The organism is Pseudomonas sp. S3E12 (assembly GCF_001702295.1).
Classification (GTDB): Bacteria; Pseudomonadota; Gammaproteobacteria; order Pseudomonadales; family Pseudomonadaceae; genus Aquipseudomonas; species Aquipseudomonas marginalis.
On record NZ_MBDT01000003.1, the window covers coordinates 109,344 to 124,155 of the forward strand.

The 14,812-nt window shown below is 62.7% G+C and carries 13 protein-coding genes; 7 read left to right on the forward strand and 6 right to left on the reverse strand.

Annotation, left to right across the window (positions count from 1 at the left end):
* Window positions 1-90: 90 nt before the first annotated feature.
* The 4 genes from ruvX to gshB all read right to left on the reverse strand — a co-directional run bounded on the left by ruvX (window position 91) and on the right by gshB (window position 3,122).
* Window positions 91-528: a Holliday junction resolvase RuvX gene (gene ruvX, locus BB029_RS02510; protein ID WP_005792259.1), complete on the reverse strand. Its 438-nt coding sequence runs from the start codon at window positions 526-528 to the stop codon at window positions 91-93.
* Entirely contained in the window at window positions 528-1,097 is a 570-nt protein-coding gene (locus tag BB029_RS02515; RefSeq protein ID WP_065938123.1) for a YqgE/AlgH family protein, read from the reverse strand. Before BB029_RS02515 ends, ruvX begins: the two co-directional genes overlap by 1 nt.
* A gap of 88 nt (window positions 1,098-1,185) precedes the next feature.
* The gene (locus tag BB029_RS02520) at window positions 1,186-2,091 is read right to left on the reverse strand and encodes an energy transducer TonB (RefSeq protein WP_065938124.1); all 906 of its coding nucleotides are present in this window, start codon (window positions 2,089-2,091) and stop codon (window positions 1,186-1,188) included.
* Between the two features lie 77 nt (window positions 2,092-2,168).
* Window positions 2,169-3,122: a glutathione synthase gene (gene gshB / locus BB029_RS02525; RefSeq protein ID WP_065923845.1), complete on the reverse strand. Its 954-nt coding sequence runs from the start codon at window positions 3,120-3,122 to the stop codon at window positions 2,169-2,171.
* Between the two features lie 240 nt (window positions 3,123-3,362).
* On the opposite strand from gshB, the gene pilG reads away from it, so the two are divergent.
* The 6 genes from pilG to BB029_RS02555 all read left to right on the forward strand — a co-directional run bounded on the left by pilG (window position 3,363) and on the right by BB029_RS02555 (window position 13,134).
* Window positions 3,363-3,770, forward strand: coding sequence for a twitching motility response regulator PilG (pilG, locus tag BB029_RS02530; RefSeq protein WP_027606081.1), 408 nt, complete (start codon window positions 3,363-3,365; stop codon window positions 3,768-3,770).
* A 46-nt stretch (window positions 3,771-3,816) separates the two neighbouring features.
* Window positions 3,817-4,182, forward strand: a complete 366-nt coding sequence (gene pilH / locus BB029_RS02535; protein ID WP_014720320.1) for a twitching motility response regulator PilH — start codon at window positions 3,817-3,819, stop codon at window positions 4,180-4,182.
* Window positions 4,183-4,194: 12 nt separating this feature from the next.
* Window positions 4,195-4,719 carry a chemotaxis protein CheW gene (locus tag BB029_RS02540; protein ID WP_065938125.1) on the forward strand — a complete coding sequence of 175 codons (525 nt, stop codon included), beginning with the start codon at window positions 4,195-4,197 and terminating at the stop codon, window positions 4,717-4,719.
* Complete coding sequence (locus BB029_RS02545; RefSeq protein WP_027606079.1) at window positions 4,716-6,767, forward strand: methyl-accepting chemotaxis protein; 2,052 nt, start codon at window positions 4,716-4,718, stop codon at window positions 6,765-6,767. The genes BB029_RS02540 and BB029_RS02545 overlap by 4 nt, the downstream gene beginning before the upstream one ends.
* 96 nt (window positions 6,768-6,863) lie before the next feature.
* Window positions 6,864-12,686, forward strand: a complete 5,823-nt coding sequence (locus BB029_RS02550; protein WP_065938126.1) for an Hpt domain-containing protein — start codon at window positions 6,864-6,866, stop codon at window positions 12,684-12,686.
* Complete coding sequence (locus tag BB029_RS02555; RefSeq protein WP_027606077.1) at window positions 12,679-13,134, forward strand: chemotaxis protein CheW; 456 nt, start codon at window positions 12,679-12,681, stop codon at window positions 13,132-13,134. The genes BB029_RS02550 and BB029_RS02555 overlap by 8 nt, the downstream gene beginning before the upstream one ends.
* Before the next feature lie 164 nt (window positions 13,135-13,298).
* Here BB029_RS02555 and BB029_RS02560 read toward each other — a convergent pair whose 3' ends face one another.
* Window positions 13,299-13,586: a HigA family addiction module antitoxin gene (locus tag BB029_RS02560; RefSeq protein ID WP_065923840.1), complete on the reverse strand. Its 288-nt coding sequence runs from the start codon at window positions 13,584-13,586 to the stop codon at window positions 13,299-13,301.
* A 14-nt stretch (window positions 13,587-13,600) separates the two neighbouring features.
* On the reverse strand, window positions 13,601-13,879 hold the full coding sequence (locus tag BB029_RS02565) for a type II toxin-antitoxin system RelE/ParE family toxin (RefSeq protein ID WP_065938127.1): 279 nt from the start codon (window positions 13,877-13,879) through the stop codon (window positions 13,601-13,603).
* Window positions 13,880-14,306: 427 nt separating this feature from the next.
* On the opposite strand from BB029_RS02565, the gene BB029_RS02570 reads away from it, so the two are divergent.
* Window positions 14,307-14,558 carry a DUF6124 family protein gene (locus BB029_RS02570; RefSeq protein WP_141696501.1) on the forward strand — a complete coding sequence of 84 codons (252 nt, stop codon included), beginning with the start codon at window positions 14,307-14,309 and terminating at the stop codon, window positions 14,556-14,558.
* The last annotated feature ends 254 nt before the right edge of the window (window positions 14,559-14,812 follow it).

The window sequence follows — 14,812 nt, forward strand, 5'->3', positions numbered from 1 at the left end:
CACCGTGTTCATCCAGGTTTCATGCGTTATCGTTTACGTTTTTCGCGAGCAAGCTCGCTCCTACAAAAAGCGACAGGCAAGCCGCGTCAGTCAGGATTCAAATAAAGCAGTGTTTTCGTCCAGCCAGCCCTGCAACAGCAAGGCGGCGGCGATGGCGTCCACCGGGTTGTCGCGGTAGCTGCCTTTCTGGCCGCCACGGTCGCGGCGTTCGCCCTTGGCTTCAAAGGTGGTCAGGCGTTCATCGTGGGTATAGAAGGGCAGGTTGTAGCGGCCGTTAAGACGGCGGGCGAACTTTTCGGCGCGCAGGCACATGTCGCTGGGGGTGCCGTCCATGTTCAGGGGCAGGCCGACCACTACGGCATCGGGCTTCCACTCTTTGATCAGGGCTTCGACCTGGTTCCAGTCCGGTATGCCGTTCTGGGCCTTGAGGGTGCACAGCTCGCGGGCCTGGCCGGTGATGACCTGGCCGACCGCTACGCCGATCTGCTTGGTGCCGTAGTCAAAGCCGAGGATCAAACGCAAGGCCATCAGGCGTGCCCCGCCTGGCTGGTCAGCAGGCTGAGGTTGACCCGCAGCTTGGCCGCGGCGGCTTCCAGGCGCAGTTCGCTTGCGGTGCTGAACAGGATGTCGGCATCGAACGGGCAGGTCAGCCAGGCATTGCTGGCCAGTTCGGCTTCCAGCTGCCCGGCTTCCCAGCCGGCGTAACCCAGGGTGATCACACTTTGCTCAGGGCCCACGCCGTCGGCGATGGCGAACAACACGTCCTGGGAGGTGGACAGCGAGACTCCGTCCAGGTCCACCGTGGCCTGGAACTTCGGCCCGGTGGGGTGCAGCACAAAGCCACGATCGGTCTGCACCGGCCCGCCGATGTAGATCGGCACGCCCTGGCAACGGGCCGGCGGGTCGACCTCCGGGCGCAGTTGTTCAAGGATATCGGCCAGGTTCAGCGCCTGCGGGCGGTTCACCACCAACCCCATGGCACCATTGGCCGTGTGCTCGACGATGTAGGTCAAGGTCTGCGCAAAGTTCGGGTCGGCCATATGGGGCATGGCGATCAGGAATTGGTGCTTGAGGTAGGTCGGGCTGACATTTTTCATGTCCGCTAGTGTGGCGTTGGAGGGGCGAACTGACAAGCTGGACGTGACCCGAATACAGTGCTGTCGGCTTTTCTGTAGGACGGCGCGTTCAGTTGCTGGAAAGGCGATCACCCTTGGCAAACTTCCAGGTGCGGATGATTTCCAGGCGGTCCACATCGTTCAAGTCCCCGGTAAACGGGGCAAAGGGCGCGGCCAGGCGCACGATGCGTTGGGCCGCCTGGTCCAGCAGCGGCTGACCGGACGACTCCAGCACCTGCACTTCATATAAGGTGCCGTCGCGGTTGATCGACACCAAAAGACGCAAATTGCCGTAGATCTGCTGGCGCCGTGCCTCTTCCGGGTAGTTGAGGTTACCGATGCGCTCGACCTTCTTACGCCACTCGTCCTTATACCAGGCGCCCTTGTCGCGCATGGTCGAGGCGGCGTTCAGGCGGTAAATGCGTGGGCGCTTGGCGTACAGCTGTTGTTCCTGGGCCAGTTCGGCTTCCAGGCTGGAGATTTCGTCGGACAGTGTCGAACTGTCGAACGTCGGTGCCGGCTTCACGGGCTCGGGTTGCGGCTCGGTCTTGGTTTTCTCGCGCTGGACGGGGGCTTTTTGTGGCTTGGGTGCGACGGTGGTCACCGTGGGCTTGGGCGTGGCCTGTTTGACTTCAGGCTTGGGCGCCGGCGGCGGTGTGACCTTATTGACCTTGTTGTCCTGGAAGGGCGCCACTTCGGTGGTCTTGGGGATCGCTTTCTTGTCCAGGGTGCCACTGCCCTGCTGGTTGTCCTGGGCGAGAAAGTCGGCCTTCTCGGGCTTCTTTTCGCTCTTGAACGTGGCGAGCGTGATTTCCAGGGTCTTGGTGATCTGCTTGGGCTCGACCATGGTGAAACCCACGCCGAGGATCAAGGCCAGGTGAATCAATGCCGCGAGAAACAGGGTAAATCCGAGCCGATCAGCCGGGCGCACGCCGCTGTGGGAGAGTTCGGAGGGCAGATCGGACGGGAGTGTCATGACAGGAAAACCAACATCGCGCGTTTCACAGGTCGGGCATGATAGCGCAATGTTGGTGTGTGTCCGGCTGTTCTATATCACTTGGCCTGCAGCTTGCGTTCGATGGCGGCCATCAACATTTCGCCGATGTTCGTGCCAAATGCGTTGTCGATCTCGCGAATGCAGGTCGGGCTGGTGACGTTGATTTCGGTGAGGTTTTCACCAATCACGTCAAGGCCGACAAACAGCAAACCCTTTTCCCGCAGGGTCGGGCCAACTTGGCTGGCGATCCAGCGGTCCTTGTCGGACAACGGCCGCGCTTCGCCACGACCACCGGCTGCCAGGTTGCCACGGGTCTCGCCCGCCGCCGGAATACGCGCCAGGCAGTAATCCACCGGCTCGCCGTCGATCATCAGGATGCGTTTGTCGCCGTCCTTGATCGCCGGCAGGTAGGCCTGGCCCATGATCTGCTGGGTGCCCAGGGCGGTCAGGGTTTCGAGGATCACCGACAGGTTCGGGTCGCCGGCGCGGTGACGGAAGATCGAGGTGCCACCCATGCCGTCCAGCGGCTTGAGGATCACATCACCGTGTTTGGCGGCAAATTCACGCAGCACGTCGGCACGACGGCTGACCACGGTGGGCGGTGTGCACTGCGGGAACAACGTGGCGAACAGCTTTTCATTGCAGTCACGCAGGCTTTGCGGCTTGTTGACGATCAGCACGCCGGCACGCTCGGCCTGCTCCAACAGGTAGGTGGAGTAGACGAACTCCATGTCGAACGGCGGGTCCTTGCGCATCAGGATCACGTCGAGGTCGCTCAGGGGGCTGTCGATTTCGTCCTGCAGTTCGAACCACTTCTCGGGGTTGGCAAACACCTGCAGCGGGCGCATGCGTGCACGGGCCTCGCCGTCGCCCTGGTAAAGGTCGCGCTGTTCCATATAGAACAGGCTCCAGCCGCGGGCCTGGGCGGCCAGGAGCATGGCCAGCGAGCTGTCCTTTTTATAGGAAATGCTGGCGATAGGGTCCATGACAATGCCGACGCGAACGCTCATGGGGGATTTCCTCTAGCAAAATTGGGGCGCATAAAAGTGGCGTCAGAGTGGCGCTGCGGCTGTTGTGGGTCAAGGAAAAACCACCGGGCGGGTGCCTCGATAGATTGCTCCCCGAGACTGTGCTAAAAAGACTGCCACGGCGCAGCAGCCCTTGAATTCCAAGGCCTGCGGCGCTCATCCTGTGCAACATCAGGCAGTACACACCGAAAACCGATTCGCTGTGGCGATGGTAGAGCAGATATGGAACAGCATTCCAACGCCTTGAGAGTGATGGTGATCGACGACTCGAAGACGATCCGCCGCACCGCCGAGACGCTGTTGAAGAACGTGGGCTGCGATGTCATCACGGCCATCGACGGTTTCGATGCCCTGGCCCGGATTGTGGATCATCACCCACACATTATCTTTGTCGACATCATGATGCCGCGCCTGGATGGCTATCAGACCTGCGCCCTGGTGAAGAACAACCCGGTGTTCAAGTCGATCCCGGTGATCATGCTGTCCTCCAAGGACGGCCTGTTCGACAAGGCCAAGGGGCGCATCGTGGGTGTCGATCAGTTTTTGACCAAGCCTTTCAGCAAGGAAGAACTGCTGAGTGCGATCAAGGCCTATGTGCCCGGGTTCGCCGCAGTGGAACAAGCACACTGACGCCGCCTCACAAGGGCCGGTGCCGACCAATGTAGTGGGGAAAACCATGGCACGTGTTCTGATCGTCGACGATTCGCCGACCGAAATGTACAAACTGACCGGCATGCTGGAAAAGCACGGCCATCAGGTCCTCAAGGCCGAGAACGGCGCCGACGGCGTGGCCCTGGCTCGCCAGGAAAAGCCTGACGCCGTGCTGATGGACATCGTGATGCCGGGCCTCAATGGCTTCCAGGCCACCCGACAGCTGTCCAAGGAGCCGGAAACCAACGGCATCCCGATCATCATCATCACCACCAAGGATCAGGAGACCGACAAGATCTGGGGCGCACGCCAGGGTGCCAAGGATTACCTGACCAAGCCTGTGGACGAGGAAACCCTGATCGCCACCCTGAACAAGGTGCTGGCCGGCTGACGGCACGCCATCATGACCGAGTCGCAAACCGCCTTCGAGTTGCTGCTGGACATCGACCGCCGCTGCCGCCTGCTGGCCGCCGACCTGCCATCCCAGGAAACCCGCCTGCAACGCTGGAGCGGGATTGGCTTTCGCCTGGGGCAGCATTGGTATGTCGCGCCCATGGGCGAAGTCGCCGAAGTCCTGCATGAGCCGCGCTGCACTTTAATGCCTGGGGTCAAGGCCTGGGTCAAGGGTGTTGCTAACCTGCGCGGGCGTTTGCTGCCGGTGATGGACCTCGGCGGCTTCCTTGGCCTTGAGCTGTCCAAGGCGCGCAAGCAACGGCGGGTGCTGGTGGTGGAATACAACGATCTGTTTGTCGGGCTGCTGGTAGACGAGGTGGTGGGGATGCAGCATTTTGCGCAAGACGCCTTGCTGGCGAGCCCCAGCCCCGGCGCGCCATTTATCCAGGGCCAGTTCGACGGCGAGCCGCTGTGGCAGGTCTTCAGCCCCTTCGCCCTGGCCCAGGCCCCTGGCTTCATGGATGTCGCCGCATGACCACCGCTACTACGCCCAAACCCCAGGCCGGCTCACGTAGCCGTTCACAGATCATCGTGCTGTTTATCGCGCTGATCGTGTTCATCATGCTGCTGTTCGCCAACTTCGCTTACCTCAACACCCAGTCCACCTACGACAAACAGTACATCGGCCACGCCGGTGAACTGCGCGTGCTGTCCCAACGCATTGCCAAGAATGCTACCGAGGCCGCCGCCGGCAAGGCCGCCGCATTCAAGCTGTTGGGCGATGCGCGCAACGACTTTGCCCGACGCTGGGGCTACCTGAAAAAAGGCGACCCGGAAACCGGCCTGCCTGCTGCGCCCAGTGCGGTCCGCGCCGAAATGCGCGCGGTGCAGACGGACTGGGAAGCGCTGTTGAAAAACACCGACGCGATCCTCGCCAGCGAACAGACCGTGCTGTCCCTGCACCAAGTGGCCGCGACCCTCGCCGAAACCGTACCGCAATTGCAGATGGAGTCGGAAAAGGTCGTCGACATCCTGCTGCAACGCGGCGCGCCGGCCAGCCAGGTGGCCTTGGCCCAGCGCCAGTCGCTGCTGGCCGAGCGTATCCTGGGCGCGGTCAACACGGTGCTGGCCGGTGACGAAACCGCCGTCCAGGCCGCCGACACCTTTGGCCGCGATGCCAATCGCTTCGGGCAGGTGCTCAATGGCATGCTCAACGGCAACCCCGGGCTGCGCATCACCCAGGTCGAAGACCGCGATGCCCGCGCGCGGCTGGCGGAAATCGCCGAGCTGTTCGAGTTTGTCTCCGGCTCCGTGGATGAAATTCTCGAAACCTCACCGCAGTTGTTCCAGGTCCGCGCCTCGGCGAGCAATATTTTCAACCTGTCGCAAACCCTGCTCGATGAAGCCTCGCACCTGGCCACCGGTTTTGAAAACCTCGCCAGCGGACGCAGCTTCGACACCATCGGCGGCTATGTGCTGGGCCTGTTGGCGCTGGCCTCGATCATCCTGATCGGCCTGGTGATGGTGCGCGAAACCAACCGCCAACTGCACGAGACCGCCGAGAAGAACGAGCGCAACCAGAACGCGATCATGCGCCTGCTCGATGAAATCGAAGACCTGGCCGACGGCGACCTCACCGTGACCGCCTCGGTGACTGAAGACTTCACCGGCACCATCGCCGACTCCATCAACTATTCCGTGGACCAGCTGCGCGACCTGGTGGCCACCATCAACCTCACCGCCGGGCAAGTGGCGGGCGCCGTGCAAGAGACCCAGGCCACCGCCATGCACCTGGCCCAGGCCTCCGAGCATCAGGCCCAGCAGATCGCCGAAGCGTCCACCGCGATCAACCAGATGGCCCAGTCCATCGACCAGGTGTCGGCCAACGCGGCCGAATCCTCGGCGGTGGCGGAACGTTCGGTGGAAATCGCCAACAAAGGCAACGAGGTGGTGCACAACACCATCCACGGCATGGACAACATTCGCGAACAGATCCAGGACACCGCCAAGCGCATCAAGCGCCTGGGCGAGTCGTCCCAGGAGATTGGCGACATCGTCAGCCTGATCGACGACATTGCCGACCAGACCAACATCCTCGCCCTCAACGCCGCGATCCAGGCGAGCATGGCCGGGGATGCCGGGCGCGGCTTTGCGGTGGTGGCCGATGAAGTGCAACGGCTGGCCGAGCGTTCGTCGGCGGCCACCCGGCAGATTGAAACCCTGGTGCGCGCGATCCAGGCCGACACCAACGAAGCCGTCATCTCCATGGAACAGACCACCACCGAAGTGGTGCGCGGTGCACGGCTGGCCCAGGACGCCGGGGTGGCGCTGGAAGAGATCGAAGGCGTATCGAAAACCCTGGCCGCGCTGATCCAGAGCATCTCCAACGCGGCACAGCAACAGACCTCATCGGCGGGGCAGATCTCCCTGACCATGAACGTGATCCAGCAGATCACCACGCAGACGTCATCGGGCTCCACTGCTACCGCCGAAAGCATCGGCAACTTGGCGAAGATGGCCAGCCAGTTGCGCAGGTCGGTGTCGGGTTTCACCCTGCCTGCGGCCAAACAGGTTGATGATTGAAATGCGATCCAAATGTGGGAGGGCTTGCCACCTCCCACACTAGATCTCCATTGGCTTTGAGATCCAGGCAACCCACGAATTCTAAGCGGAGCAGTTATGGTTGATCGGCACGACTACGTGGCCCTCGAATGGGTCAAGGGCGACATTGCCGAAACCCTGAAACAGGCCCGTTCGGCGCTGGATGCATTTGTCGAGACCCACGACGATGGCGTGATCAGCCAGTGCCTGGACGCTATCCACCAGGTGCATGGCGCGCTGCAAATGGTCGAGTTCTACGGCGCGGCGCTGCTGGCCGAGGAGATCGAGGAGCTGGCCCTGGCGCTCCAGGCCGGGCATGTCGGCCAGCGCGAGGAAAGTATCCGCCTGCTGCAACAGGCCCTGGGCCAACTGCCGTTGTACCTTGACCGGGTGCACAGCGCCCGCCGTGATTTACCGCTGGTGGTGCTGCCGCTGCTCAACGACCTGCGCAGTGCCCACGGCGAAAGCCTGCTGTCGGAAACCAGCTTGTTCAGCCCGCCGCTGCTGTCGATTGCGCCGCTTGCCGATGACACCCTGGCCCAACGCGCGCCGGCCGACCTTCAGGCGCAACTGCGCCAGTGGCATCAACTGTTGCAGCAAGCCCTCGCCGGGCTGCTGCGTGAAGACCACGGGCCGAGCAACCTGGAAGACATGGCGCGGGTGTTCGCGCGCCTCGAGGCGCTGTGCCAGGGCGCGCCGCTGTTACCGCTGTGGCAAGTTACGTCGGCGCTGGTCGAGGGCATGCTCACTGGCGTGGTCGCCAACAGCCCGGCACTGCGCAGCCTGCTCAAGGCCAGTGACAAACAACTCAAGCGCCTGCTGGCGCAGGGCATCGGCGGGATCAACCAACCCGCACCGGATGAACTGCTCAAGAGCCTGTTGTTTTACGTCGCCAAAGTCACCCGACCGACCCCGCGCATGCAGAGTCTGAAAGAGCGCTACAGCCTGGATGAGGCCTTGCCCGACAGCGCAGTGGTGGACGCCGAACGCGCGCGCCTTGCCGGGCCGGATCGCAACGCCATGGGCTCGGTGCTCGGTGCGTTGTGTGAAGAGTTGGTGCGGGTCAAAGAGCGCCTCGACCTGTTCGTGCGCAGCGACCGCCAGCACACGAGCGACCTTGACGCGTTGCTGGCGCCCCTGCGACAGATTGCCGATACCCTCGCGGTGCTGGGGTTTGGCCAGCCGCGCAAAGTCATCATCGACCAGCTGGCGGTGGTATTGAGCCTGGCCCAGGGGCATCGCGAGCCCAACGATGCGGTGTTGATGGACGTCGCCGGCGCGCTGCTCTATGTGGAAGCCACGCTGGCGGGAATGGTCGGCACCGTCGAGCCGGAAGGCCACGAAGAAAGCCGCCTGCCCACCACCGACCTGACCCAGATCCACCAGTTGGTCATCCGCGAATCCTGCCAGTGCCTGCAGCAAGCCAAGGAGCTGGTGATCGACTGTATCGAAGCCGATTGGGACCGCCAGCGCCTGGAATCCCTGCCGGAACTGCTGAGCCAGGTGCGCGGCGCGCTGGCGATGATCCCCTTGCCCCGCGCGGCCAGCCTGATGCGCGGTTGCACCGATTACGTCGACGAACAGTTGATGGTCAACGACAGCCCGCCGTCGGAGCTGCAACTGGGGCATTTCGCCGATGTGATCAGCAGCCTGGAGTATTACCTCGAACGCATGCTCCAGGACCCGGACGCCGCCGGTGAACGGGTGTTGGAAATGGCCACCCAAAGCTTGGCTGCGCTGGGCTACCTGCCCGCCGAAAAACCCTGGCGCCAGGCGCTGGCAGCACCCGATGGCGCGCTGTCGAGCGAGGTTGCGCCCAGCCAGTCCCAGTTCGACGCACTGGCCAACCCCACTTCGGGCCTCAATCCGCCGGCCTTGCAACGCCCCGGTAGCCTGCTGCCGCCGCCGGCCGATGAAGCGCCCATCGACGATGAACTGCGCGACGTCTTCCTCGAAGAAACCGAGGAAGTCCTTGAGGTGCTGCACCGCCACCTGCCCAACAGCGCGGACAAAACCGCCCAGGGCGAAATGCGCCGCGCCTTCCACACCCTGAAAGGCAGCGGCCGCATGGTGCGCGCCCTGGTGCTGGCAGAATTGGCCTGGGCCGTGGAAAACCTGCTGAACCGTGTGCTCGAGCGCAGTGTGGCCCTCGGCCCCGAGATCCAACAGGTGCTGGATGACGCCGTGGCCCTGCTGCCAGCATTGATCGCCGACTTCGCGACGGGCGAGCAACACCAGCGCGATGAGGTCGACGCCCTGGCCGCCCGCGCCCACGCCTGGGCCAACGGCGCCGCAGGGGCGGCCGCAGAACCCCACGATCCGATGTTGCTGGAGATCTTCCGCAACGAAGCCCAGAGCCATCTGGACAGCCTCAACCACTTCCTGCAACAGGCCGCCGAGCATGTGCCGCTGCAAGTCAGCGATGAACTGCAACGCGCCCTGCACACCCTCAAGGGCAGCGCCTACATGGCTGGCGTGTTGCCGATCGCCGAGCTGGTGCGCCCACTGGATCACCTGACCCGCGAATACAAGGCCCATCGCCTGCCGCTGGACCTGGACGAAGTCGAGTTGCTGCTGGAAGCCGAAGGCCTGTTCCAGCGCGGGTTGCGTCAACTGGACCGCGATCCCCTGGTGCCGATCAAGGGCGCAGATGACTTGATCCGCCGTACCCAGGCCCTGCTCGACCATCAACTGGCCGCGCTGCTCGACGCCCCCAACACGGGGTTGCGGATCAAGCGCGACCCGCAACTGATCGCCAACTTCCTGGCCCAGGGCATGGACATTCTGCTCGACGCCGAAAGCCTGCTGCGCCGCTGGCAGCAACACCCCGGCGAACGCCAGGAACTCACCGCGCTGCTGGATGAATTGACCACGCTGGGGGAGGGCGCCCATGTCGCCGACCTGCACGCCATCGATGAACTCTGCGAAGCCTTGCTCGACCTCTACGGCGCCGTGGAAGAAAGCAGCCTGGCGGTCAGCGAGCGGTTTTTCCATGAGGCCGAACAGGCCCATGAAGCGCTGATCAACATGCTCGATCAATTGGCCGCCGGCCAGGAAATCATCCCGGCACCGGCACGTGTACACGCCCTGCGCGAACTGTTGGACGATGCACTGGACCCTTCTGCCACCGGCCTGATCAAAAGCGACGGCAGCCGCGCCCTGAGCATCTCCGAACTGGGCGCCGCCACCGCGCAACTGCGGGATGAAACGTGGATCGACGATGAACTCGTGGAGATCTTCCTCGAAGAAGCCGTGGATATCCTCGACAGTGCGGGGCAGTCCCTGAAACGCTGGCTGCTGGAGCCGGACAGTGCCGCGCCGTTGTCGTCTCTGCAGCGCGACCTGCACACCCTCAAGGGCGGCGCGCGCATGGCCGACATCGGACCGGTGGCCGACCTGGCCCATGAATTGGAGTGCGTGTACGAAGGCCTGGTGGATCGGCGCTACAGCTACTCCAGCGAGCTGTCGCAGGTGCTGATGGCCAGCCATGAGCGACTGGCCCTGCAACTGGAGGAACTGCAGCACCATCAACCCTTGAGCGACAGCGCCGAACTGGTCGCCCGGTTGCGCGCGCTACGCCAGGGCGGCATGCCGGCTGCACAGGCCGCTCCACCTGCGGAAACGCCGGGCACCGACCCCGAGTTGCTGGACATCTTCCTCGAAGAAGCCGTCGACATTCTCGACAGCTCCGGCAGCGCCTTGCTGCGCTGGCAGGCCGAGCCGAACAATCGCCAGGAAGTCGAAACCCTGCTGCGCGACCTGCACACCCTCAAGGGCGGCGCGCGCATGGTCGAGATCGGGCCGATCGGTGACCTGGCCCATGAGCTGGAATTTCTCTACGAAGGGCTGTCCGCCGGTTTGCTCGCGCCGTCCGCCGAACTGTTCGCGTTGCTGCAGGGCTGCCACGACCGCCTGGCGCAGATGATCGACGCCGTGGCGGATGGGCTGCCGGTGGGTTCGGTGGACAAGCTCATCGAACGTATCAAGAGCCTGGTGCACCCCAGCGATGAGCCCGTGACGCCCGTGGCGCTGCCCGCAGGCAAGGCCGAAGCGGTGGTTGATCCCGGCGTCGACATGGTGAAGATTTCCGCTGAACTGCTGGACGACCTGGTCAACCTGGCCGGCGAGACCTCGATCTTCCGTGGTCGTATCGAGCAGCAAGTCAACGACGCGCGCATTGCCCTGCATGAGGTGGAAACCACTATCGAACGCATGCGCGACCAACTGCGCCGCCTCGACACTGAAACCCAGGGGCGCATCCTCAGTCGTCAACAGGCCGAGGCCGAGCGCCTGGGCTATGAAGAATTCGACCCGCTGGAAATGGACCGTCATTCGCAGTTGCAGCAACTGTCCCGGGCGCTGTCGGAATCGGCCTCCGACCTGCTCGACCTCAAGGACACCCTCGACCGCCGCAACGAGGACGCCCATGGCCTGTTGCAGCAACAGGCGCGCATCAACACCGAGTTGCAGGAGGGCCTGATGCGCACGCGCATGGTGCCCTTCGAACGCATGCTGCCGCGCCTCAAACGCATCGTGCGCCAGGTGGCGGGCGAGTTGGGCAAGGACGTGGAATTCATCGTAGGCAATGCCGAGGGCGAGATGGACCGCAATGTGCTGGAGCGCATGGCGGCACCGCTGGAACACATGCTGCGCAACGCCGTCGACCATGGCCTGGAGTCCCGCGATGCGCGGTTGCTGGCCGGCAAGCCGGAGAAGGGCCGCATCACCCTGGACCTGACCCACGAAGGCGGCGATATCGTTTTCGACATGCGCGACGACGGTGCCGGCGTGCCCCTGGAAGCGGTGCGGCGCAAGGCGATCAAGCGCGGTTTGCTCGCCCCTCATCAAGAGATGAGCGACCGTGATGTGTTGCAGTTCATTCTGCAGCCGGGGTTCTCCACGGCGGAAAAGATCACGCAGATTTCCGGGCGTGGCGTGGGCATGGACGTGGTGCACGAAGAAGTGCGCCAGCTCGGCGGCTCGATGTTCATTGACTCGACACCGGGGGAGGGCGTGCACTTTCGCATCCGCCTGCCGTTTACCGTGTCGGTCAACCGAGCGTTGATGGTGCACTGCGCGGACGATCAATACGCGATCCCGCTCAACACCATCGAAGGTCTGGTGCGGGTGCTGCCCCATGAGCTGGCGGGGCACTACCAGCAGGATCCGCCGTGTTATGAATATGCCGGCCAACGCTACGAGCTGTTTTACCTGGGTGACCTGCTGCACACCGTCGGTCGCCCGAAATTACTGGGCCAGTATCAACCCGTGCCGGTGTTGCTGGTGCAGTGCAACGAGCGCCGTGTGGCGGTGCATGTGGACGCCATGGCCGGCACCCGGGAGATTGTGGTCAAGGGCCTGGGCCCGCAGTTTTCCGGGGTGCAGGGGTTATCCGGCGCGACCATCCTGGGGGATGGGCGCGTGGTGTTGATCATCGACCTGCTCGCGCACATCCGCGCCCGGCAACCGGCCTTGCCGGCCCAGCCGGTGGATGCTCCGTTGATCCTCAACGACCCGCTGAAAAAGCGCCCGCTGCTGGTGCTGGTGGTGGACGACTCGGTCACCGTGCGCAAAGTCACGAGCCGCCTGTTGGAGCGCAACGGCATGAACGTACTCACCGCCAAGGACGGCATCGACGCCCTTGCCGTGCTCGAGGAACATACCCCCGACCTGATGCTGCTCGACATCGAAATGCCGCGCATGGACGGCTTCGAAGTGGCCATCCAGGTGCGCAACGACCCCCGGCTGATGCGCCTGCCGATCATCATGATCACCTCCCGCACCGGCCAGAAACACCGCGACCGCGCCATGGCCATCGGCGTCAACGACTACCTGGGCAAGCCGTACCAGGAATCGGTGCTGCTCGAAAGCATCGCCTACTGGAGCAAATCCCGTGCTTGACCACCGCACCAGCCAACTCACCGGACTGCTCCTGCCCCTGGCCGACCGCCACCTGATACTGCCCAACGTCGCCATCGCCGAGTTGATCGACTTCCAACGCGGCGAACCGGCCAGCGATGCACCGCCGTGGTATTTGCGGCAAGTGACGTGGCGGGATCGGCAAATCCCGTTGATCAGCTTTGAAGCGGCGTGCGGCGAGGCCGGCGTGACCGGCGAACGCTCGCGGATCGTGGTGTTGAATGCACTGGGCGGGCGCCCGACGTTGAAGTTCATTGCACTGGTGATCCAGGGGATTCCACGGTCGTACAAGCTCGATAGCGAATTGAGCTACGTGGACGTGCCGCTGTGCCCGCTGGAACTGGCGGCGGTGCAGGTGGGGGAACATGTGGCGAAGGTGCCGGATTTGATGGGGCTTGAAGCCTTATTGGTCGAGTCCGGACTGGCCTGAATCTAAGTCATGTGAGGATCCCCTGTGGGAGGGGCATCTGAATGTGATATTGCGTAGCAGCTGTCGAGCCCCGGCGAGGCTGCGTTTGCGGCCCGTCTGACACACCGCTGACGCAGCCTCGCCAGGGCTCGACAGCTGCTACGCAGGGAGACCTGCTCAAGCCCTCAATCAATCCGCGCAAACCGCTCAATCAACGGCTGCTCCCGATGCTCGGCCTGCCACAAGTCGTAGGCACTTTGCATCGATAGCCATAGTTGCGCAGTACTTACGCCGGCTCGCTCCAACCGGACGGCAAGGTCCGGGCTGACGGGAGCGTGGCCATGCAAGATCCTTGAAAAAGTTTCGCGGGCAAAGCCAAGACGTTTAGCCATTTCGGTGATGGTGATGCCCAAGGCTGGGACCACGTCCTCAAGCAGAATTTCACCTGGGTGAGGTGGGTTGTGCATACCCATATCGATACCTCCACTCAGTGGTAATCAAGATAATCAACCAGTTCGACCTGATCGTCGAACATTCGAAAAATGATGCGCCAGTTACCACTTATGCTGACGGACCAGTAGTCGATCAGGTCGCCCTTCAAACGGTGGAAGCGCCAGCCGGGCAGGTCCAGTGCATCTGGGTGCTCGGCCTTGTCCAGAATGAGCAGCACGCGGCGCAAGCGCTTTGCATGATTTGCGTTGATGCCTCTGGTTGAACCGGTCTCATAGAACGCCCTGAGTCCTTTATGTTTCCAGCTGACGATCATGGCGCGATTGTGATGTGATACATCACGCTCTGCAATGGCCTTGCATCGGGATTAACGATCGGGTTCATGATGCCTGCCCGTAGCTATTCGGAGCGAAAAGGCTAGGGACAACGGTTCCGAGCAACAACCTGAAAAGTCTGTCAGATAATTCTCTTCTGAGTGTCGATGATCGTTCCCACGCTCCGCGTCACCCTATTGCAAGGCTTTGGCCTTGCGCTGGCTGGCGGCTGCGACTGGGGCTTCGGATTTTTCCTGCAAGATTTTTGGTTGTGCATGAACTTGTCGCCTGCAGCCCGCGCGCCTAGTCTTCCTCCCGTCATCGCAAAAAACGGTGACACGGACGTGCAAGTCCGAGAAACCTGTTTAGGCGCTCAAAACGCCTAGATCCAAAGGCGTTCCTTAATTATTCATTCAGGAACTGCACATCATGTCGAACTCATCCTCTACCAACCTCTTCACCGTAAACCCCCACCAAAACACCGAAACCCTGCTGGTCAACGCCAGCGAAACCCTGTCCTCCCTCAATGCACTCACCTGCAACCTGGCCTTCGACCTGGACACTTCCCAGCGCGCCATCATGCTCGGGATCCAGCAAATGGCCGAGTTGGGGCAGTTGTTGGTGGATCGGGCGCTGGAGCAGGTCAGCCCTTCGCTGGAAAAGGTCCCAAACAGGGACTGATCAGCCCCTGTTTGGGACCGCTATCTAACAGGCATCACTGAACAAATGTGGGAGGGGCGGTGCGACGATTCGACTTGCCCCCGATGGCTGAGTGTCAGTTGATACATCACTTAGCTGACCCTCCGCTATCGGGGGCAAGCCCCCTCCCACATTTAGATCATCTTTTGGCTCGGCTCAGCGTTTACTGATGCTCCATTACTCCAGCCGTAACGATCCGCCGCCCAGCTTGATTGATGGCCCCTTGAATCACTCCT

Excerpts from the sequence above, each read along its gene's own strand:
- BB029_RS02545 (WP_027606079.1), top strand. The coding sequence starts at position 4,716 with ATGACCACCGCTACTACGCCCAAACCCCAGGCCGGCTCACGTAGCCGT.
- BB029_RS02540 (WP_065938125.1), top strand. The coding sequence starts at position 4,195 with ATGACCGAGTCGCAAACCGCCTTCGAGTTGCTGCTGGACATCGACCGC.
- gshB (WP_065923845.1), bottom strand. The coding sequence starts at position 3,122 with ATGAGCGTTCGCGTCGGCATTGTCATGGACCCTATCGCCAGCATTTCC.
- BB029_RS02565 (WP_065938127.1), bottom strand. The coding sequence starts at position 13,879 with ATGATCGTCAGCTGGAAACATAAAGGACTCAGGGCGTTCTATGAGACC.
- BB029_RS02570 (WP_141696501.1), top strand. The coding sequence starts at position 14,307 with ATGTCGAACTCATCCTCTACCAACCTCTTCACCGTAAACCCCCACCAA.
- pilH (WP_014720320.1), top strand. The coding sequence starts at position 3,817 with ATGGCACGTGTTCTGATCGTCGACGATTCGCCGACCGAAATGTACAAA.
- BB029_RS02560 (WP_065923840.1), bottom strand. The coding sequence starts at position 13,586 with ATGGGTATGCACAACCCACCTCACCCAGGTGAAATTCTGCTTGAGGAC.
- pilG (WP_027606081.1), top strand. The coding sequence starts at position 3,363 with ATGGAACAGCATTCCAACGCCTTGAGAGTGATGGTGATCGACGACTCG.
- BB029_RS02515 (WP_065938123.1), bottom strand. The coding sequence starts at position 1,097 with ATGAAAAATGTCAGCCCGACCTACCTCAAGCACCAATTCCTGATCGCC.
- ruvX (WP_005792259.1), bottom strand. The coding sequence starts at position 528 with ATGGCCTTGCGTTTGATCCTCGGCTTTGACTACGGCACCAAGCAGATC.
- BB029_RS02520 (WP_065938124.1), bottom strand. The coding sequence starts at position 2,091 with ATGACACTCCCGTCCGATCTGCCCTCCGAACTCTCCCACAGCGGCGTG.
- BB029_RS02550 (WP_065938126.1), top strand. The coding sequence starts at position 6,864 with ATGGTTGATCGGCACGACTACGTGGCCCTCGAATGGGTCAAGGGCGAC.